Source organism: Collimonas sp. OK307 (genome assembly GCF_900113705.1).
GTDB lineage: Bacteria > Pseudomonadota > Gammaproteobacteria > Burkholderiales > Burkholderiaceae_D > Collimonas.
In genome coordinates this window covers 41,893-61,570 of sequence record NZ_FOQI01000022.1, presented here as the reverse complement: position 1 = coordinate 61,570, position 19,678 = coordinate 41,893, and the positions used below count along the sequence as shown (strand labels likewise).

The 19,678-nt window shown below is 56.1% G+C and carries 17 protein-coding genes; 15 read left to right on the top strand and 2 right to left on the bottom strand.

Features of this window, described 5'->3' with window-relative positions; genetic code table 11:
* The first annotated feature begins 20 nt into the window (after window positions 1-20).
* From infB to maiA, 11 genes are all read left to right on the top strand, one after another.
* The gene (gene infB, locus BM205_RS21805; RefSeq protein ID WP_092416964.1) at window positions 21-2,876 is read left to right on the top strand and encodes a translation initiation factor IF-2; all 2,856 of its coding nucleotides are present in this window, start codon (window positions 21-23) and stop codon (window positions 2,874-2,876) included.
* Between the two features lie 164 nt (window positions 2,877-3,040).
* A complete protein-coding gene (gene rbfA, locus BM205_RS21800) occupies window positions 3,041-3,430 on the top strand; it encodes a 30S ribosome-binding factor RbfA (RefSeq protein ID WP_014007418.1) in 390 nt (129 codons plus the stop codon).
* A 116-nt stretch (window positions 3,431-3,546) separates the two neighbouring features.
* Window positions 3,547-4,500 carry a tRNA pseudouridine(55) synthase TruB gene (gene truB, locus BM205_RS21795; RefSeq protein WP_092416977.1) on the top strand — a complete coding sequence of 318 codons (954 nt, stop codon included), beginning with the start codon at window positions 3,547-3,549 and terminating at the stop codon, window positions 4,498-4,500.
* A gap of 242 nt (window positions 4,501-4,742) precedes the next feature.
* Window positions 4,743-6,578 (top strand): translational GTPase TypA, encoded by a 1,836-nt coding sequence (gene typA, locus BM205_RS21790; protein ID WP_092416963.1) that lies wholly within the window; start codon window positions 4,743-4,745, stop codon window positions 6,576-6,578.
* Between the two features lie 198 nt (window positions 6,579-6,776).
* Window positions 6,777-7,787, top strand: a complete 1,011-nt coding sequence (dusA, locus tag BM205_RS21785) for a tRNA dihydrouridine(20/20a) synthase DusA (RefSeq protein ID WP_092416962.1) — start codon at window positions 6,777-6,779, stop codon at window positions 7,785-7,787.
* 262 nt (window positions 7,788-8,049) lie between these two features.
* A complete protein-coding gene (gene ribBA / locus BM205_RS21780; RefSeq protein WP_092416961.1) occupies window positions 8,050-9,162 on the top strand; it encodes a bifunctional 3,4-dihydroxy-2-butanone-4-phosphate synthase/GTP cyclohydrolase II in 1,113 nt (370 codons plus the stop codon).
* 117 nt (window positions 9,163-9,279) lie between these two features.
* Complete coding sequence (ribH, locus tag BM205_RS21775; protein ID WP_092359534.1) at window positions 9,280-9,765, top strand: 6,7-dimethyl-8-ribityllumazine synthase; 486 nt, start codon at window positions 9,280-9,282, stop codon at window positions 9,763-9,765.
* Between the two features lie 79 nt (window positions 9,766-9,844).
* A complete protein-coding gene (gene nusB, locus BM205_RS21770; RefSeq protein WP_092416960.1) occupies window positions 9,845-10,315 on the top strand; it encodes a transcription antitermination factor NusB in 471 nt (156 codons plus the stop codon).
* A 135-nt stretch (window positions 10,316-10,450) separates the two neighbouring features.
* Entirely contained in the window at window positions 10,451-11,644 is a 1,194-nt protein-coding gene (locus BM205_RS21765; protein WP_092416959.1) for a pyridoxal phosphate-dependent aminotransferase, read from the top strand.
* Window positions 11,645-11,715: 71 nt separating this feature from the next.
* A complete protein-coding gene (locus BM205_RS21760; RefSeq protein WP_092416958.1) occupies window positions 11,716-12,411 on the top strand; it encodes a fumarylacetoacetate hydrolase family protein in 696 nt (231 codons plus the stop codon).
* A 40-nt stretch (window positions 12,412-12,451) separates the two neighbouring features.
* The gene (gene maiA / locus BM205_RS21755; protein ID WP_092416957.1) at window positions 12,452-13,114 is read left to right on the top strand and encodes a maleylacetoacetate isomerase; all 663 of its coding nucleotides are present in this window, start codon (window positions 12,452-12,454) and stop codon (window positions 13,112-13,114) included.
* Window positions 13,115-13,174: 60 nt separating this feature from the next.
* On the opposite strand, the gene BM205_RS21750 is transcribed toward maiA, so the two are convergent.
* Window positions 13,175-14,788 carry an FMN-binding glutamate synthase family protein gene (locus BM205_RS21750; RefSeq protein ID WP_092416956.1) on the bottom strand — a complete coding sequence of 538 codons (1,614 nt, stop codon included), beginning with the start codon at window positions 14,786-14,788 and terminating at the stop codon, window positions 13,175-13,177.
* A 260-nt stretch (window positions 14,789-15,048) separates the two neighbouring features.
* Here BM205_RS21750 and BM205_RS21745 point away from each other — a divergent pair, with 260 nt between their 5' ends.
* The 4 genes from BM205_RS21745 to BM205_RS21730 all read left to right on the top strand — a co-directional run bounded on the left by BM205_RS21745 (window position 15,049) and on the right by BM205_RS21730 (window position 18,944).
* Window positions 15,049-15,600 carry a hypothetical protein gene (locus BM205_RS21745; RefSeq protein ID WP_092416955.1) on the top strand — a complete coding sequence of 184 codons (552 nt, stop codon included), beginning with the start codon at window positions 15,049-15,051 and terminating at the stop codon, window positions 15,598-15,600.
* 120 nt (window positions 15,601-15,720) lie between these two features.
* Entirely contained in the window at window positions 15,721-16,353 is a 633-nt protein-coding gene (locus BM205_RS21740) for a response regulator (protein WP_092416954.1), read from the top strand.
* A gap of 28 nt (window positions 16,354-16,381) precedes the next feature.
* Window positions 16,382-16,810 (top strand): response regulator, encoded by a 429-nt coding sequence (locus tag BM205_RS21735; protein WP_092416953.1) that lies wholly within the window; start codon window positions 16,382-16,384, stop codon window positions 16,808-16,810.
* Window positions 16,811-16,835: 25 nt separating this feature from the next.
* Window positions 16,836-18,944 (top strand): PAS domain-containing sensor histidine kinase, encoded by a 2,109-nt coding sequence (locus BM205_RS21730; RefSeq protein WP_254784001.1) that lies wholly within the window; start codon window positions 16,836-16,838, stop codon window positions 18,942-18,944.
* Between the two features lie 39 nt (window positions 18,945-18,983).
* Here the strand turns inward: BM205_RS21730 and BM205_RS21725 are convergent, their stop codons facing one another.
* Window positions 18,984-19,433 (bottom strand): universal stress protein, encoded by a 450-nt coding sequence (locus BM205_RS21725; RefSeq protein ID WP_092416952.1) that lies wholly within the window; start codon window positions 19,431-19,433, stop codon window positions 18,984-18,986.
* Window positions 19,434-19,678 lie beyond the last annotated feature (245 nt).

Genomic DNA, 19,678 nt, shown 5'->3' with positions numbered 1-19,678 from the left:
ACATAGAAAAAGAGGACTGAATGGCGAGTAACAATGTAGCCCAATTTGCCACCGAACTGAAGATGCCAGCTGATCTGCTGCTGACACAACTTCAATCGGCTGGCGTCCAGAAAAATTCGACTGACGACGCCTTGTCGAAAGAAGACAAGGATCGCCTGCTGGAACACCTGCGCCGTTCGCACGGTGCGGTTCCAGATAGCGAGAAGAAGAAAATCACGCTGACCCGCAAGGAAACCACCGAGATCAAGCAGGCTGACGCCACCGGCAAGTCGCGCACGATCCAGGTTGAGGTGCGCAAGAAGCGCACTTTCGTCAAGCGTGACGAACCTGTTGCCGAAGTTCCGGCAGCACCGGTTGCGCCTGCCGCACCGGTCATCGACGAAGCAGAACAGGCACGTCGGATTGAGGAAGCACGTCGTCAAGCTGAATTGATCGCTCGCCAGGAAGCAGAATTGATCGAGAAGCAAGAGCGTCTGGCCAAGTTGGAAGCGGAGAAAGAAGCGCAAGCCAAGGCTGCGCAAAAAGCTGAAAACGACGCCAAGAAAGCCGAAACCGAAGCTAAAAAGGCCGCTGCTGCTGCAGTGCAGGTTCCGGTTGCCGGTGACGCTGCGGGTTCTGCTGCTGTCAAGCAGGAAGATCCTGCTGCTGAAGAAAAGAAACGCCTGGCTAACGAAGAAGCCAAGCAAAAGGTTGCGCAAGCTGCCAAGGAAGCCGCTGAGAAATCTGCCGCTACCGAGCGCGCTCGCAAGGCCGTGCAAGATGAAGTTGCGCAGATCAAGGCGATGATGAATGCGCCGCGCCGGGTCATCAAGGCACCTGAACCGGTAGCGCCTGTCGCTGCTCCGGCCAAGACAGCCGAAGGTACCTTGCACAAGCCAGCGGATAAAAAGCCGGGTGAGAAGAAGGACGACAAAAAAGTGGTGGTCGACAAGAAATCGATCAAGTCCGCTAACGTCTCTTCTACCTGGCAAGACGATGCGGCCAAGAAGCGCGGCCTCGGCATCAAGACCCGCGGCAATACCGGCGGTGGCCGTGATGGCTGGCGCGGTGGTCCGAAGGGCCGCCGTGGTTCGCATAACGACGATCACGAAAGTAATTTCCAGGCGCCGACAGAAGCGGTCATCAAGGACATCTATGTTCCTGAAACCATTACCGTCGCTGAACTGGCGCACAAGATGTCGGTCAAGGCTTCGGAAGTCATCAAGCATTTGATGAAACTGGGCCAGATGGTCACCATCAACCAGGTGCTGGATCAGGAAACTTCGATGATTCTGGTCGAAGAAATGGGCCACACCGCACACGCTGCGAAGTTGGATGATCCGGAAGCATTGCTGGTCGACGGTGAAGAACATGCCGACGCCGAATTGCTGCCGCGTGCTCCGGTGGTTACTGTCATGGGTCACGTTGACCATGGTAAAACCTCGCTGCTGGATTACATCCGTCGTGCCAAGGTAGCCTCCGGCGAAGCTGGCGGGATTACCCAGCACATCGGTGCATATCACGTGGAAACACCGCGCGGCATGATCACCTTCCTCGACACCCCGGGCCACGAAGCGTTTACCGCTATGCGTGCTCGCGGCGCCAAGGCGACCGATATCGTGATTCTGGTAGTGGCGGCCGACGATGGCGTGATGCCGCAAACCAAGGAAGCGATTGCCCACGCGAAAGCCGCCGGCGTACCGCTGGTGGTGGCAATCAACAAGATCGACAAGCCGGGCAGCAACCTGGATCGCGTCAAGCAGGAATTGATCGCTGAACAAGTGGTGCCGGAAGAATACGGTGGCGAATCGCCATTCGTACCGGTATCGGCCAAGACTGGCGAAGGCATCGATAACTTGCTGGAACAAGTCCTGCTGCAAGCTGAAGTGCTGGAGTTGAAAGCAGCGGTAGCCGCACCGGCCCGTGGCCTGGTAGTGGAAGCCCGACTCGACAAGGGGCGTGGTCCGGTTGCAACGATCCTGGTGCAATCCGGTACGCTGAAACGCGGCGATGTGGTGTTGGCTGGTTCGGCTTATGGCCGGGTCCGCGCGATGCTGGATGAAAACGGTAAGGCGATCACCGAAGCCGGCCCATCGATTCCGGTCGAAATCCAGGGCCTGACAGAAGTGCCGGTTGCCGGCGAAGAAGTCATGGTCATGGCTGACGAGCGCAAGGCGCGCGAAATCGGTCAGTTCCGTCAAGGTAAGTACCGTGACGTCAAGCTGGCCAAGCAGCAAGCCGCGAAGCTGGAAAACATGTTCGACCAGATGGCCGAAGGCGAAGTCAAGAACCTGCCGATGATCATCAAGACCGACGTGCAAGGTTCGCAAGAAGCTTTGGTGCAATCGTTGCAAAAGCTGTCGACCAGCGAAGTCCGGGTACAAGTGGTGCACGCCGGCGTCGGCGGCATCAGCGAGTCGGACGTCAACCTGGCAGTCGCTTCGAAAGCCGTCATTATCGGCTTCAACGCCCGCGCCGATGCACAGGCACGCAAGCTGGCGGAAGCCAACGGCGTCGACATCCGTTACTACAACATCATTTACGATGCTGTGGATGAGATCAAGGCAGCGATGTCTGGCATGTTGTCGCCAGAGAAGCGCGAACAGAACCTGGGTCTGGTCGAGATTCGCCAGGTCCTGCTGGTCAGCAAAGTCGGCGCGATTGCCGGTTGCTACGTGCTCGAAGGCTTGGTCAAACGTGGCGCTTCGGTCCGCCTGCTGCGCGACAACGTCGTGTTGTGGACTGGCGAGCTGGATTCGCTGAAGCGCTTCAAGGATGACGTCAAGGAAGTCCGTTCCGGCTTTGAATGCGGTCTGACCCTGAAGAACTTCAACGATATCAAAGAAGGCGATCACCTCGAAATCTTTGAAGTTGAAGAAATCGCACGTACTCTGTAATAGCTGAAGCACACGCGCACACGCAGCTGGTTAGGTGCGTAGGGCAGGAAAATCGGGCCTAACAGCCCGATTTTCATTCGTAGGGTAGGCACGCAGTGCCCAGCCTACAAGTTGTCGGTTGTTAATTTGTGAAAGATATAGCGTAAAAAGCGCTGAATAAAAGTATGGCTAAACATAGTAAATCCATCCCTGGCCGCGGTCTGCGCGTTGCAGATCAGATCCAGAAGGACTTGTCCGAGATTATCGTATTCGAGCTGAAAGACCCGCGGGTCGGCATGATTACGATTACCGAAGTACAAGTGACGCCGGACTACGCCCATGCCAAGGTGTTTTTCACGATGCTGAACGACGACCTCGAAGCCATTGCGAATACCGTCAAGGGCCTGACCCAGGCTGCCGGTTTCCTGCGCAATCAGCTTGGCCGCCGTTTGTCTATCCACACACTGCCTGCCTTGCATTTCATTCATGACAATTCGACTGCCCGCGGCGTCGAGATGTCGCGTTTGATCGATCTGGCCAATGCGACACGTTCTAAAGACGATGGCCAGGATTAAGCGATAAGCTTATCGACCAGTCATAATTATCAGTAACAAATTTGATGCGGCTTGCTGGTAACGGCAAGCCGTTTCCGCTTCTTTTCACCTTTATTCCCCTTTTTGTATTTGCTACCATGGCATCACGCCCACCCAAAAGAATCCGTGTCCCGCTCAATGGCGTTTTGCTGTTGGATAAACCTGTCGGCTTTTCCAGCAATGATGCGCTGATCAAGGCAAAAGGCTTGCTGAACGCGCAAAAGGCCGGCCACACCGGCACGCTCGATCCGTTTGCCACCGGCGTGCTGCCGCTGTGCTTCGGCGAAGCCACCAAGTTTGCCCAGGATTTGCTGGATGCCGACAAGACATACGAAACCTTGATCCATCTGGGAGTGAGTACTACCACCGGCGATACCGAAGGCGAGATCGTGGAGCGCAAGGACGTCAACGTCAGCCGCGGACAGATCGATGCCGTATTGGCGCAGTTCCGTGGTCCGATCAAGCAGGTGCCGCCAATGTACTCGGCGCTCAAGCGCGACGGCAAGCCGTTGTATGAATACGCCCGTGCCGGCATCACTCTGGAGCGCGAAGCGCGCGATGTGACCATTCACACACTGGAGTTCCTGGCCTACGAGGCGCCGTTCCTGCGTTTGCGGGTAGCCTGCAGCAAAGGTACCTACATCCGCGTGCTGGGTGAGGACATCGGTGCAGCGCTCGGTTGCGGCGCGCATTTGCAAGAACTACGGCGGACCCAGGTGGGCCACCTGACGCTGGATGGCTGCGTTACGCTGGAACAATTGACTTGCACTGAACCAGCCGAGCGCAGCGCCTTGCTGGCGCCGGTCGACAGTTTGCTGCTCACATTTCCTGAAGTGTTGTTATCCGAACTTTTGGCGAAGCGTTTTTTGCAAGGCCAGCGCCTGACCCTGACGAAGGAAGGCGTGGCGTTGCCGGCAGAGGCGGGCCGTGTACGGGTTTACCTGCAACCTGCCGATGCGATATCCCCTCGGCAACTACTAGGAACTGCGCAACTGCATGAATACGGCGTTCTGGCTCCCGAACGTCTGATTGCCACTGCGCAGGCTGTGTAAAATATCTTTTAAGTAACATTTGTGCTGCTATTGAGACAGCAACTCTTTGAAATTACACGGCTTTTCATAAAGTAGTGCAGCGCGTCATGCTATAATACGCGGCCTCCCAAATTCCGCTACAACTGCTGTGCTTAATGCAGTGCCTTAGCGAGCATTTTGGCCGCACTTGTAGCTATATATATTCTGCGCAATTCGTATCTTTATCTGCGCACTTACTAAGTTCTCCAATCTCCAAACTGACCATGTCAAACACACCTCGCGCTATCCGCAACATTGCCATCATTGCCCACGTTGACCACGGCAAGACCACACTGGTTGACCAATTGTTGCGTCAATCCGGTACTTTCCGTGACAACCAGCACGTCGATGCACGCGTGATGGATTCGAACGATATTGAAAAAGAACGTGGCATCACGATTCTGTCGAAGAACTGCGCAGTCGAATACAAAGGCACGCACATCAACATCGTCGATACCCCGGGCCATGCCGACTTCGGTGGCGAGGTAGAGCGCGTACTGTCGATGGTTGACAGTGTTTTGCTGCTGGTCGATGCACAAGAAGGCCCGATGCCGCAAACGCGTTTCGTGACGCGTAAGGCGCTGGCGCTGGGCTTGAAGCCTATCGTTGTCGTCAACAAGATCGACCGCGAAAATGCAGACCCGCAAAAGGCTGTGAACGCGACTTTCGAATTGTTCGACAAGCTCGGCGCAACCGACGAGCAGCTGGATTTCCCGATCATTTACGCATCGGGTTTTAAAGGCTACGCAGGTCTGGAAGACACCGTCCGCGACGGCAACATGGAACCATTGTTCGACGCTATTCTGAAGCACGTTCCAGCGCGTGAAGATGATCCTAACGGCCCGCTGCAACTGCAAATCACTTCGCTGGAATACTCTTCCTACGTCGGTAAGATCGGCGTTGGCCGTATCCTGCGCGGCAAAGTCAAAGCATTGCAAGACGTGGTCTGGATGAACGGCCCGGACGACAAGCCGACCAAGGCCCGCATCAACCAGGTACTGACTTTCCGCGGCCTCGACCGCGTGCTGGCAGACGAAGCGCTGGCTGGCGACATCGTGCTGATCAACGGTATTGAAGAAATCAGCATCGGCTCCACCATCTGTGCACCGGACCATCCGGACGGCTTGCCGATGTTGAAGGTTGATGAACCGACACTGACCATGAACTTCATGGTCAACAACTCGCCGCTGGCTGGCCGCGAAGGCAAGTTCGTGACTACACGTCAGATTAAGGACCGTCTGGACCGCGAACTGAAAGCCAACATGGCATTGCGCGTGGTACAGGCTGAAGGCGATGATTCGACATACGAAGTGTCGGGCCGTGGTGAATTGCACCTGACCATCCTGATTGAAAACATGCGTCGCGAAGGCTACGAGCTGGCCGTTTCGCGTCCACGCGTAGTGTTCAAGATGGTTGATGGCGTGCGTCAAGAGCCGTACGAAAACCTGACTGTCGACGTCGAAGAAGCCAACCAGGGCGGCGTCATGGAAGAACTCGGCCGTCGTCGCGGCGACCTGCAAAACATGGAACCGGACGGCAAGGGACGTGTGCGTCTCGAGTACCGCATTCCTGCTCGTGGCCTGATCGGCTTCCAGGGCGAATTCATGACCCTGACCCGCGGTACCGGCTTGATGAGCCACGTGTTCGACGAATACGCACCGGTCGACGTCTCCAAGGGTGAACTCGGCGGCCGTCGTAACGGCGTGCTGATTTCGCAGGACGATGGCGCAGCTGTCGCCTACGCTATCTGGAAACTGCAAGATCGCGGCCGTATGTTCGTCAGCCACAATGACCCGGTCTACGAAGGCATGATCATCGGTATTCACTCGCGTGACAACGATCTGGTCGTCAACCCGATCAAGGGCAAGCAGTTGACCAACGTCCGTTCGTCGGGTACCGACGAAGCGGTGCGCCTGGTGCCGCCAATCGAAATGTCGCTGGAATATGCGGTTGAATTTATTGACGACGACGAACTGGTTGAAGTCACACCGAAGAGCATTCGCCTGCGTAAGCGTTACCTGAAGGAACACGAGCGTAAAAAGGCTTCGCGCGACGCGTAAGTCATTTTACGGTCCGGAATGTTTGTTCCGGACACAGAAAACCCGTCGATTAGTGAGTTTGAAAGAACTCGCGGATAGACGGGTTTTTTACTTTCGGGAGAGCGTTTTGCATGCAGTGAACGGCAAACTATCCGGAAATCAAGCAAAATGACGCATAAATTGCATTGCGATATGCGTGTGAAGTCAGCATAAAACCTAATGAAATCAGCGAATTACAGTAAAAGACGCTTGTCCGTGGCGCCAATGATGGATTGGACAGACCGCCATTGCCGCGTATTCCACCGTCAAATCACCCGCCACACCTGGCTTTACACCGAAATGGTGACCACCGGCGCTTTGCTGCACGGGGATGTGCCGCGTCATCTGGATTTCAACGATGTGGAACATCCGGTCGCCTTGCAACTCGGCGGCAGCGAGCCGGCCGACCTGGCCAAGAGCGCCAGGCTGGGCCAGGAATGGGGCTACGACGAGATCAACCTGAATTGCGGTTGCCCGTCGGAACGGGTGCAGAAGGGCGCTTTTGGCGCTTGCCTGATGGCGGAGTCGACGCTGGTTGCCGATTGTGTCAAGGCAATGCGCGATGCGGTGTCGATTGACGTTACCGTCAAGCATCGGATCGGCATCGACAAGACTGAATCGTATGAGTTTGTCCGCGACTTTGTCGGAACAGTGGCTGAGGCCGGTTGCCAGACGTTCATCGTGCATGCGCGCAACGCGATCCTGAAAGGGCTGAGCCCTAAGGAGAACCGTGAAATTCCGCCGCTGAAGTATGAATATGCCTACCGGCTGGCGCAGGATTTCCCGGAGTTGGAAATCATCATCAACGGCGCCATCAAGACTACCGAGGAAATCGATTTCCACCTGCAATATGTCGACGGCGTGATGCTGGGGCGCGAGGCGTATCACAATCCTTACCTGATGGCCGATTTCGATTCCCGTTACTTTGGCGACGCTGACGCCACGCCGAAGACCCGGGCCGAGGTAATCGAGGCCATGTTGCCGTATATCCGCCAGCAACTGGCCTTGCATGGGCATGATGGCAAAGGTTTGCGCCTCAATAGCATTACCCGCCACATGCTGGGTTTGATGGCCGGTGTGCCGGGCGCCAAATCGTTCCGGCAGGCGCTGTCGGACTCGAAAAAACTGGCGCTGGGCGATCCTTTGTTGTTGGTTAATGCATTGGCAAATATGCAACCATTGGCAGCTTGATCCGACCAGTACCGTTGTTGTATAGCCAGACCGAGGCGAAACTACCGCAAACTGGTGTCCGTAAAACATTTTCAGTCTGCTAAATCCTTTAAAATAGCCACCTCTGGTTTATGTTTGATTTAGCGGGGTTGTTTAGCAGCGGCCCATAGTCCCGCCGTTAGTCGATAAACCACAATCTTCATAGCACGATTTATAGCAAATATCGGTTGGACGCAGTCGGCTCACAAGGCGACTTCCGGACTGATTATCTTCAAGGCAAAACATGTCAATTGCATCAACAGAGGAAATCATTGCAGAACTCCGTGCCGGGCGCATGGTGATTCTGGTAGATGAGGAAGATCGTGAAAACGAGGGCGACCTGGTGCTCGCCGCCGATTTTGTGACGCCGGAAGCGATCAACTTCATGGTCAAGTATGCCCGCGGCCTGGTATGCCTGACGCTGACCGAAGAGCGCTGCGACCAGCTCAACCTGAGCATGATGACCAGCCGTAACGGCACCGCCTATGGCACCAATTTCACTGTCTCGATCGAAGCCGCCGAAGGCGTCACGACCGGGATCTCCGCCGCTGACCGCGCCCGCACTATCCAGGTTGCGGTGGCGGCAAATGCCAAGGCGGCCGACATCGTGCAGCCGGGCCATATTTTCCCGATCAAGGCACGCAAGGGCGGCGTCTTGATGCGTGCCGGGCATACCGAAGCCGGTTGCGATCTGACTGAAATGGCGGGTTTGACGCCAGCCGCAGTGATTTGCGAAATCCTCAAGGAAGACGGCACCATGGCGCGTCTGCCTGACTTGCTGGAATTTTCCAAGGAACACGGCTTGAAGGTCGGCACGATTGCCGATCTGATCCACTATCGCGGCCAGCACGAAAGCATCGTTGAACGGCTCGCTGAACGCACTACGCACACAGCGCAGGGCACGTTCAAGACTATCGCTTATCGCGACACACCAAGTGGCGGCGCCCATCTGGCCTTGCTGCATGGCGAACCTTCGCCGGACGTGGAAACGCTGGTGCGGGTGCATCAGCCGGTCTCGATCCTGGATTTGCTGGAAACCCAGGCCACCAACCATTCGTGGAATATGGCGTCGGCCCTGGCGGCGATTGCGGCTTCGCCTTGCGGCGTGGTGGTGTTGCTCAATTGCGAAGAGTCGGCAGACCAGATATTCGCCAAGTTTGCAGCGCTGGAAGCGGCCTGCAGCGGTGTCAAGCCGCCGCCGCCACGGGTCGATTTGCGGACCTACGGCATCGGCGCACAGATTCTGAAAGATCTCGGCGTCGGCAAAATGAAATTGCTGGCCAGCCCACGCAAGATGCCGTCGATGACGGGGTATGACCTTGAAGTTACCGGTTACCAGAACAAGCCGAATTCTTGATGGCACGGCCGTCTTTGCATTTGCCTTTGTCCTTGCATTAGCAGCTGAAGCAACATGCAGTAAATTATTTTGTAAACCAATTAGTAGAAAGCGCCCAGTGCGCATAAGAGGAAAACCATGACAGTCGGAATTTACGAAACCAATCTGGATGGTGCAGATTTGCGCATCGGTATTGTGCAAGCCCGTTTCAATGAAGATGTTTGCCACGGTTTGATCTCGGCCTGCCTGGCAGAGCTGAAGCATCTGGGCGTGGCGGATGAAGACATCTTGCACGTTACCGTGCCGGGTGCGCTGGAAATCCCGCTGGCGTTGCAGAAGATGGCAGAGACCATGCAGTTTGACGCGCTGATCGCGATTGGCGCCGTGATTCGCGGCGAAACTTACCACTTCGAACTGGTCTCGAATGAGTCCGGCGCAGGTATCACACGCGTCGGCCTGGATTCCGGCATTCCGATTGCGAATGCCGTATTGACTACCGAGAACGACGAGCAAGCCGAAGCCCGGATGGAAGAGAAGGGCACCGATGCCGCGCGGGTAGCGGTGGAGATGGCCAATCTCTCTATCGCGCTGGAAGAACTGGCGGAAGCCACCAGCGAAGAATAAGATTTTTGTGACAGGCGGGGCGTCTCTGATGCCTTGCCGCGTATTGTTATGTTTGAACGAATTACAAGCTGGAAAAACTATGACTAATAAAACTTTGCACGCCAATCCGAGCAAGAGCCGCACGCCACGTCACCGCGCGCGCGAATTCGCGTTGCAGGGCCTGTATCAATGGCTGTTGAACAACGAAGATGTGACCGCCATCAGCGAAAACATTCGTCAGGCGCACGGTTTCGACAAGGCCGATGCCGAGCATTTCAATTCGCTGTTGTACGGTGCGATCAAGGATGTGACGACACTGCGCGCCGGCCTGGAGCCACTGATCGATCGCAAGATCAGCGAGTTGTCGCCGGTGGAACACGCGGCCCTGCTGATCGGTGCTTTCGAGTTGCAGAATCACGTTGAGATTCCTTACCGCGTCGTCATCAACGAAGCGGTGGAACTGACCAAATCGTTCGGCGGTATTGATGGCCATAAATACGTGAACGGCGTGCTGGACAAGTTTGCCGCCAAGGCACGGGCGACCGAAATCGGCGCCGGCAAAAAATCCTGAATTAGCCTGAGTTGGCAATCAATGTAGACGGGGACGCGGACGGTGCGGTTTTCACGTGCATCGATAACCGCCCCGTGTTTCAGGCGAGGGATGGTTCCAGTAACCGGAAACGCCCCGCCATTTGGAAAAGTGTTCATGACATTCTCGCATCTGGCTTCACGTCTCGACAACATCGCACCGTTTCATGTGATGGAGTTGGCAAAAATGGCCGCGGCACTGGAACAGCAAGGCCGCCATATCATCCACATGGGTATCGGCGAGCCCGATTTCACCGCAGCGCCGCTGGTGATCGAAGCGGCCGCCAGGGCCATGGCCGACGGCAAGATGCAATACACTTCGGCGACCGGTTTGCCGGCCCTACGGGCGGCGATTTCGGCCCATTATCGCCAGGCGTTCGGCCTGGATATTGCCCCTGAACGGATTATCGTCACCGCCGGCGCCTCGGCCGCTTTGCTTCTGGCTTGCGCTGCATTGGTGGAAAAGGGCAGCGAAGTGCTGATGCCGGATCCATCCTACCCATGCAACCGTCACTTCGTCGCTGCGTTCGACGGCCAGGCGAAAATGATTGCCAGCGGCCCGGACCAGCGTTTTCAGTTATCCGATGAGATGGTGCGCCAGCATTGGAACGAAAATACGCGCGGCGTGTTGCTGGCGTCGCCGTCCAACCCCACCGGCACCTCGATCCTGCACAGCGAACTGGCCAAGATTATCGCCACTGTGCGCGGCAAAGGCGGCTTTTCGATTGTCGATGAAATTTATCAAGGACTGACTTACGACGGCGAACCGTTTTCGGCGCTGTCGCTGGCTGACGACATTATCGTCATCAACAGTTTCTCCAAATATTTCAATATGACCGGCTGGCGTCTGGGCTGGATGGTGGTGCCGGAATCATTGGTGGCGCCGATTGAAAAACTCGCGCAGAACTTGTTCATCTGTCCGTCGGCGATCGCCCAGCATGCAGCGCTGGCCTGTTTCGAGCCTGATTCGCTGGCACTGTACGAGACGCGCAAGAGCGAATTCAAGCGGCGCCGCGATTATCTGGTGCCGGCCTTGGTCGAACTGGGTTTCAAGGTGCCGGTGATGCCGGACGGCGCGTTCTATGTGTATGCCGATTGCAGCGCGTTACTCAACGGCGTCAAGAATGGCGGCGATGCCGACACGCTAGTCAAGGATGTGTTGAACCAGGTTGGCGTCAGCATGGTTTCCGGCCTGGATTTCGGCCCGTACACGGCGCAGCACTATATTCGCCTGTCATACGCGACGTCGATGGAAAACCTGCAAGAAGCGGTGCGTCGCCTTGGACTGTTTCTTGGTAAGAATGGTGTTTAAGACTTGTTCGCTGCCGGGGTTTGAATAATATTCCCTGCAGTATTTTCGGCGGTATTGAAAAAGGAGCTTCCATGCAATTCGTTTTTCCCCCTAAGCCAGTAGCAGCGGTCCCCATCGCAGGCAGCGATCAATTGTTTCCGGTACATCGGATTTATTGCGTCGGCCGTAATTATGCCGAGCATGCGAAGGAAATGGGCAGCAGCGGCCGCGAAGCGCCGTTTTTCTTCATGAAGCCGGCCGATGCGGTGTTGCCGGTTGCACACGGTACCGTGGGCGAGATGCCTTACCCGTCCATGACCCAGGATTTGCATCATGAAATCGAGTTGGTGGTAGCACTGTCTACCGGCGGCAAGAATATTCCGGCAGCGGAAGCGATCAAGCATATCTGGGGTTATGCCGTCGGACTCGACATGACCCGCCGCGATTTGCAGGGCGAGGCCAAGAAACTCGGACGGCCATGGTGTACCGGTAAAGGTTTCGATTATTCCGCCCCGATTTCCCATCTCCATCCTGCCGGCGCCAGCGGCGTCATCGACCAGGGCGATATCCATTTAAATGTGAATGGCACATTGCGCCAGCAAGGCGATATCAATCAGATGATCTGGAACATCGCCGAGACCATCGAGCAGTTGTCCGCCTACTTTGAATTGCAGGCCGGCGATCTGATTTTTACCGGCACCCCGGCGGGCGTTGCTGCAGTGGGCAAAGGCGATCTGCTGGAAGGATCGATAGCGGGCGTCGGCGATCTGCGAGTGCGCCTAATTTGATATCTGCGTTGACACCTAAGTTGAGATTCGAGATACACCGATGAAACTGTATAGCTATTTCCGAAGTTCCGCCGCTTATCGCGTACGGATTGCCTTGAATCTGAAAGGCATGCCCTATGATATCGTGCCGGTCCATTTGCTGAAACACGGCGGCGAGCAACTGAGCCAGATGTACCGGACCTTGAATAGCGATGGCCTGGTGCCGACATTGGTTGATGACGATGCTGCCGGCAGCCAGGTTGCGTTGACCCAGTCATTGGCAATCATGGAGTATCTGGAAGAAGTCCAGCCTGCGCCTGCCTTGCTGCCGTCGACCGCATTGGATCGCGCTTTTGTGCGCAGCATCGGCTTGTCGATTGCCTGCGACATCCATCCGGTGAATAACCTGCGCGTGTTGCGTTATCTGGTGCATGAACTGAAGGTCGACGAGAATGCCAAGAACGCCTGGTATCGTCATTGGTGCGAAAGCGGTTTGGCGGCGCTGGAAGTTACGCTGGCCCGGGACAGCCGGCCAGGCAAGTTTTGTTTTGGCGATACGCCGACGCTGGCCGATTGCTGTCTGGTGCCGCAGATTTTCAACGCACAGCGCCTGAAATGCGATTTGTCTGCGATGCCGACCTTGATGGGCATTTACCAGAACTGCCAGGAACTGGATGCCTTTATCAAGGCAGCGCCGCAAAATCAACCGGATGCCGAGGCCTGAAATAAGACCCGGAACAGAAAAAAGCCAGGGGTCGCGAGAGCCCTGGCTTTTTTTGTTTTATCAGGCGCCGGTTTTGATCGGTGCTGCAGGATGAAAACTTTCCGCGCGCGAGATCGGCCAGTATTTCTCAAATACCGGAAAGCGATATTTCTGATTTAGTAAATCCCCCACTTGCAGATAAGGCAGCAAATCAGACATCAGTTTCACTTCATGGTCCGAAGTGCGGCGTACGATGTGATGCGCCCGTAGCGCAGAGGCGTGCGGCAAGCCGGCAGCTTGCACCAGTTCTTGCAACGCGTGCAGGGTGCTTTCATGGAAGCGATACACGCGCTCAGCCTTGTCAGGCACCACCAGTGCCTTCTGGCGACCGACATCCTGGGTGGCGACACCGGTTGGGCAACGGTCGGTATGGCAGCTTTGCGACTGGATGCAGCCCAGCGAAAACATGAAGCCGCGCGCCGAATTGCACCAGTCGGCGCCGATCGCCAGTGTGCGAGCGAGGTCGAATGCGGTAATCACTTTTCCGCTGGCGCCGATCTTGATGCGGTCGCGCAGTCCGGCGCCGAGCAAGGTGTTATGCACCAGCAGCAAACCTTCCTGCAGAGGCATGCCGACGTGATCGACAAATTCCAGCGGCGCGGCGCCAGTGCCGCCTTCAGAGCCATCCACCACAATGAAGTCAGGCAGGATACCGGTTTGCAGCATGGCTTTTACAATTCCGAAAAATTCCCAGGGATGGCCGACGCAAAGCTTGAACCCAACCGGTTTATCGCCCGACAGCGTGCGCAGTTTCTGGATGAATTCCAGCAAGCCGATAGGATTTGAAAACGACGAATGGGTGGCCGGTGAGATGCAATCGACACCCATCGGCACGCCGCGCGTTGCCGATATTTCCGGCGTGATCTTGGCGGCAGGCAGGACGCCGCCGTGGCCGGGTTTGGCGCCTTGCGAAAGTTTGACGGTGATCATCTTGACTTGTGGCGAAGTGGCTTGCTCCACGAATTTTTCTTCGTTGAAGTTGCCGTCGCCATTGCGGCAACCGAAGTAGCCGGAGGCGATTTGCCACAGCAGGTCGCCACCGAATTCGCGATGATAAGGAGAGATCGAGCCTTCGCCGGTATCGTGTGCGAAGCCGCCTTTCTTGGCGCCGCGATTGAGTGCGCGAATCGCGTTGGCAGACAATGCGCCGAAGCTCATAGCAGAAACATTGAAGACAGACATGGAGTATGGCTGCGCGCGTTCGGCGCCGACCGTCACGCGGAAGTCGTGGCTGGCGAGGACGGTGGGCGCAAGCGAATGGCCGACCCACTCGTAGCCGCGCAGCTTGACATCGAGTTCAGTACCGAACGGCCGGCTATCGACATCGCCTTTGGCACGTTGGTAAACCAGGCTGCGTTCCTTGCGGGTAAACGGCGCGCCGTCATTATCGCTCTCGAAAAAATACTGCCGCATCTCGGGACGGATCATTTCAAACAGAAAACGGAAATGCCCCATCAGCGGATAATTGCGCAGGATCGCGTGGCTGCGCTGGTTCATGTCCCAGATACCCAGTATGGTCAGCAAGCCGGAGGCTATCGCCCACCACCAAGCCATTTTGCCAGTCGCAGCCCCTGCGGCCAGCAGCAAAGTCAGCAACAGCACTGCCCAAAAACTTAGATAACGACTGACTCTCATGATTTCCTTCCTTGTAAGACGTGTGATTGCGGATGCGATGGCGATTACTTGTGGAAAACAGCATTTGGCAGTAGCAGGCTGACAATTTTACACATTGGCGGCACGTTCCGTATGACAGGCACTTCCGTTTGTCCTACAAGCCTATCCGTCCCTGTCCTATAGCGCCATATGGCTGTGCCTGGTTAGTATGGATGCACCGATGCAAGAGTGCCGGCGATGACAAGCCAGGCTAGCCGTCATATTGAATAAAGGATATTGAAATGATGATCAAAAAAACGATCGCAGCGTTGTTAATCGGTGTCGCTGGCTTTAGCGGAGCATCGTTGGCGCTGGCGGCAGATAATGCCAAAGCCAGCTATAAGGCGGCAGAAGATGCCGCAGACGCCACCTACAAGGCGGACAAGGTGAAATGCGACGATTTCAGCGGCAATGGCAAGGACGTCTGCCTCAAGCAAGCCACGGCCGCGCGTGAGCACAGCAAGCAGGATGCCATGGCCGAGTATAAAGGCACCCCCGAAGCATTGGCTAGCGCGCGCAAATCCGAAGCGGATGCCGACTATGCAGTAGCCAGGGAAAAATGCAATGGCCTGGCGGGTAACGGCAAGGATGTCTGCATCACGCAAGCGAAAGCCGCACAAACCGAAGCCATCGCCAACGCCAACACGCAGCGCGACGTCTCCAAGGCAAGCGCCAGTGCCAGGGAAGAGCGTGCCGACGCCCGGTACAAGGTGGCGCTTGCCCAGTGCGATGCGCTGGCTGGCGCTGCGAAAGACCAGTGCGTCAACGCCGCCAAAATCGAACTTAACAAATAATTACCGCATATGTTTACATTGAAGGCAGTCAGTCGCACACTGGATGTCACACGCTGAAGATTGGCCGGAACCAGGCCATCGCAGCGCCGGATAATTTATGTGATTGCGACGGTTGGGTAAATGACGAAAATTTTGGTGGTTGACGATCATGCGGTAGTGCGCGCCGGCGTCCAGTACTTCATAGCCGACATCCCGGACATGGAGATCGCCGGTGAGGCAGCCAATGCGCAGGAAGCGATCCGTCTGATCCGCTCCAACGAGTATGACATCGTGCTGCTTGACATCGCGATGCCCGACAAGAGCGGAGTGGAGGTGCTGAAGCAGATCAAGCGCGAGAAACCGGCACTGCCGGTACTCATGCTGAGCATGCATCCGGAGAGTCGTTATGCGGTGCAGGTGCTGCGCAGCGGCGCCGACGGTTATGTGCAAAAGGAGGCGCTGGCGACGGAATTGGTGAAAGCTATCGAGACGATATTGCAAGGTCACAAGTACATCAGTTATGCAGTTGCAGAGCTATTGACCGCCGATCCTGCCAATGCTGAAAACGGGGCGCTGCATGAATCCTTGTCCGCGCGCGAATACGAGATTTTCTATAAGCTGAGTCAGGGCGAAGCGGTAACCGATATCGCCAAGGAACTTTGCCTGAGCGTAAAGACCATCAGCACTTATCGTACCCGTGTGCTGCAAAAAATGAGCATGACGAGCAATGCCGATATCATTTATTACGCGATCAAGAATAATCTGATCGATTAGATATGCTGAGAGCCAGTCGTCACCCAATATGAGCCATACAACAACCCCTGATGCACCCAGTGCCAGCGTTGCGCCTTTGCGGATTTTCCTGGTGGAAGATTCGGTGGCTGTACGGGATTTGATGATTGATACCTTGAAGGAAATTCCCGGCGTGATATTTGCCGGTTTTGCCGAAGAGGAGGCTGACGCCTTGAAAAAAATCGATGCGGAGTCTTTTGATGTCTTGATTCTGGATATTGAACTCAAGCAGGGCAATGGCATGAGCCTGTTGCGGACCTTGGCTGAATCGCACAAGCCGCTCAATTCGCTGAAAATCATTTTCAGCAATAATGTCAGCAATGCTTTTCGACGCGCCGGAGAGAAATACGGCGTGCGTTTTTTCTTCGATAAGAGTTCAGAGTTTACCAAGCTGCGCGATTTGCTTGCAGCCTTGGGAACAGGACTGCCAGATCATTGATCGACACGATTTTCCTGGAGGCGATTTGATAGAAGACAGTGATCAGGCGAGACTCGGCAATCCGCTTGATCAGGATCTGCTGAAGGCGCGCGCGCTGGAGAGCCTGGCTGCGACTCAAACCTATGTGTCGCGCTCTACCATCGCCGCAGTAGCCGTGAGCGTGTTGTTGATGTTGATTTCTGCGTTGGTGCTGATTGCCGCTGTTTTTCCGGTGATCTTGCCAAATTCGCTATCATTTCCGCTGCAGGTTTCGTTGCCGTTTCCTACTTTACAGCTGCCCCTCTGGGGCACTAACACTGCAGCCGGTTTTCTACTGGCGACCTGCAGTCTGTTACTGCAGTGCCTGGTAGTCGGGCCCCAAAAAGCGTTTAAATTCTTCGCGCAGATACTGGCCGTTTTGCTCCTGATGCTTGCTATCGCAGCACTGTTGCATGAGGTGCTGGGCAGCGCCGGCTGGCTCGATGTTTTCCTTACCGCTCTGACGCCGCATCCGGGCCAGCGCTATCCGGATGGCTTGCATCCGATGGCCGCGATCGGGTTTGTTTTCTGCGGGCTGGCTTTGCTCCTGCTGGATCATCGCACCCGGCATGACCGTCACGTGGCTGAATATCTCGCAATTTCCCTCATTTTCTTAAGTGCCATCCCGTTGCTGGGCTATCTGTATAACGTCGCGGCAATGACCAAGATGGTTTACGCGACCGGCATTCCCTGGCTGGCGGCAGTCGCGTTTTTCCTGTTCGGCATGGCGTTGCTGATGTCGCGTCCGCGTCAGCGCCTGATGGCAATCATTACCCGACATGCGCCGGGCGGGCAGATGTTGCGCCGTTCCGTGCCGCAGATGCTGATCTTGCTGGTTGCCCTGCATTGGCTGGCAGACTGGGGCGCGCGCCAGGGTTTCTATGACCGTACCTCGGTACCGCCTTTGTTAACCCTGATCGACAGCGTGCTGGTGGTGTTCATTTTCTGGCGCGCCGCCGGCCAGGTCGATCGCGAGTACGGCGCACGTGTGCAAAGCGCGGCGGAGCTGGCGGAAGCCACCGCGTTGCTGATCGCAGTCAGCGACAATACCAACGATCCGATCTTCGTGAAAGATCGCCAAGGGCGCCTGATGTTCGCTAATCCAGCCTACTTGCGCCGGCTCGGGCTGGAATGGCAAGACGCCAGATACCGCCGCAGCGCTGAACTGTTTCAACGGAAGGAAGATGCCGAACGGATCGACCAGGACGATGCCCGCATCATGAACGGCAAGGTGTCGGAGACGCTGGAGCAAACGGTGCAAACGCCGAACGACATGGTGACGTTCCAGACCACCAAAGCACCATGGTTCGACCAGCAAGGGCGGGTCATGGGGGTAGTTGGCATCGCCACCGATATCAGTGAACGCAAGCGTGCCGAGGATTCGCTCCGGCAGCGCGAGTCGGAGCTGGAACGCACCATCGCGCAGCGCACGGCGTTATTGCGCGAACTGGCCAACCACATGGAAACCATACGGGAAGAAGAGAAGCGGGCGATTGCGCGCGAGTTGCACGACAATATGGGCGCGTCGCTGACGGCGCTCAGCATGCATCTGGCGGGAGTCTATAAAGTCTTGCCGGACAATGAACAATGGCAGAATCGCCAGGCCCAGATGCAGGCGCTGCTCAGTTCGCTGGTGGCTACTACACGCCGGATTCAAACGGAGCTGCGGCCTAACATGCTTGATCTGTTTGGATTGAAAGCGGCAATCCTGGAACAGCTGGAAGATTTCGGCCAACGCACCGGGATCGTTTGCAAGTCCAGCCTGCCGGATGAAGATATTGCGGTCGATCATAAAGTCGACATCGCTGTATATCGGATGTTGCAGGAAATTTTAAATAACGTTTCCAAGCACGCGCAAGCCAGCCAGGTGGAGGTAATCCTCGATATCGACGAAGACCGGCTGGCGCTGACTGTACGCGACAATGGCGTCGGCATGTCGCAGCAGCGTTTTGAAAACACTGTCACCCATGGTTTGCGTGGCTTGCATGAAAGAGCCACTTATCTGGGGGGGAGCGTCCACTTTAAGGCCGCAGAAGGAAAGGGCACCACGGTAGTGATCGAATTGCCGATGCTGGAGCAGGCACCACCGGCACCGGCAGATCAACCCGGCACGTAGGCAGCCGGTATTGCGCAGGCTGCCCTGTTGGCGCAGGCTTTAAGCCGGCCAGGGGACGCAGGGGTCGGTCGCCACCAGCACGCTACAAGGCACTTTTTCAACCAGCAAGGTATCCACCGAACCGCGCCACCAGCGCGTCGCCAGCGGCCTTTTGCGCGAATGGCCGACAATCACCAGGTCGATTCCCAGTTTGCCGACCAGGTCGCTGATCACGTTGACAGGTTCTCCGCTTTCAAAGTGATCGATGGGCTTGAGACCGGCGTCGCTGAGCAATTTGTGGCCTTTGATCAGCTCTTGTTCCAGCAAGGTTTTTTCAGCCCGGATGGCGGATTCGGCGACGAACTCGCCTGCCATCAGATAGGTGGCAAGATTGATCACCCCCAGCAGATGGATCTCGACTTCAGGGGCGGGGGCCAGCTGGATGCACGAATATAAGGCAGAACGGCTTTCGGGCGTGCCATTGTAGGCGACGAGAATTTTCCGGTACATATACCCTCCTGAAAACTATTTTCTTATGTTTCTTATGTTTGTTAATCGGCCTCCACTTTCATCATAGCGCAGACTGAGGCCGTGAACCAGCGGCCATTGCAGTATTTGTCATGACTGATTTTCGCTCAGATTTTGCATGGTGAAGTCGCGTTTTGGCATACAGTCCGAGCCGTTTTCCGACGTCGCGGTTTGTTCCCGAATACTGTAAATTGGCGTCGCCTGATCAAAAATCGCTGAATCTACGG

What these genes read in the sequence shown, in the direction of transcription:
- BM205_RS21740 (WP_092416954.1), top strand. Translation starts at nt 15,721, where the DNA reads ATGACGAAAATTTTGGTGGTTGACGATCATGCGGTAGTGCGCGCCGGC.
- maiA (WP_092416957.1), top strand. Translation starts at nt 12,452, where the DNA reads ATGAAACTGTATAGCTATTTCCGAAGTTCCGCCGCTTATCGCGTACGG.
- rbfA (WP_014007418.1), top strand. Translation starts at nt 3,041, where the DNA reads ATGGCTAAACATAGTAAATCCATCCCTGGCCGCGGTCTGCGCGTTGCA.
- ribBA (WP_092416961.1), top strand. Translation starts at nt 8,050, where the DNA reads ATGTCAATTGCATCAACAGAGGAAATCATTGCAGAACTCCGTGCCGGG.
- typA (WP_092416963.1), top strand. Translation starts at nt 4,743, where the DNA reads ATGTCAAACACACCTCGCGCTATCCGCAACATTGCCATCATTGCCCAC.
- BM205_RS21745 (WP_092416955.1), top strand. Translation starts at nt 15,049, where the DNA reads ATGATGATCAAAAAAACGATCGCAGCGTTGTTAATCGGTGTCGCTGGC.
- ribH (WP_092359534.1), top strand. Translation starts at nt 9,280, where the DNA reads ATGACAGTCGGAATTTACGAAACCAATCTGGATGGTGCAGATTTGCGC.
- BM205_RS21765 (WP_092416959.1), top strand. Translation starts at nt 10,451, where the DNA reads ATGACATTCTCGCATCTGGCTTCACGTCTCGACAACATCGCACCGTTT.
- nusB (WP_092416960.1), top strand. Translation starts at nt 9,845, where the DNA reads ATGACTAATAAAACTTTGCACGCCAATCCGAGCAAGAGCCGCACGCCA.
- BM205_RS21735 (WP_092416953.1), top strand. Translation starts at nt 16,382, where the DNA reads ATGAGCCATACAACAACCCCTGATGCACCCAGTGCCAGCGTTGCGCCT.
- BM205_RS21760 (WP_092416958.1), top strand. Translation starts at nt 11,716, where the DNA reads ATGCAATTCGTTTTTCCCCCTAAGCCAGTAGCAGCGGTCCCCATCGCA.
- infB (WP_092416964.1), top strand. Translation starts at nt 21, where the DNA reads ATGGCGAGTAACAATGTAGCCCAATTTGCCACCGAACTGAAGATGCCA.
- BM205_RS21725 (WP_092416952.1), bottom strand. Translation starts at nt 19,433, where the DNA reads ATGTACCGGAAAATTCTCGTCGCCTACAATGGCACGCCCGAAAGCCGT.
- BM205_RS21750 (WP_092416956.1), bottom strand. Translation starts at nt 14,788, where the DNA reads ATGAGAGTCAGTCGTTATCTAAGTTTTTGGGCAGTGCTGTTGCTGACT.
- truB (WP_092416977.1), top strand. Translation starts at nt 3,547, where the DNA reads ATGGCATCACGCCCACCCAAAAGAATCCGTGTCCCGCTCAATGGCGTT.
- dusA (WP_092416962.1), top strand. Translation starts at nt 6,777, where the DNA reads ATGAAATCAGCGAATTACAGTAAAAGACGCTTGTCCGTGGCGCCAATG.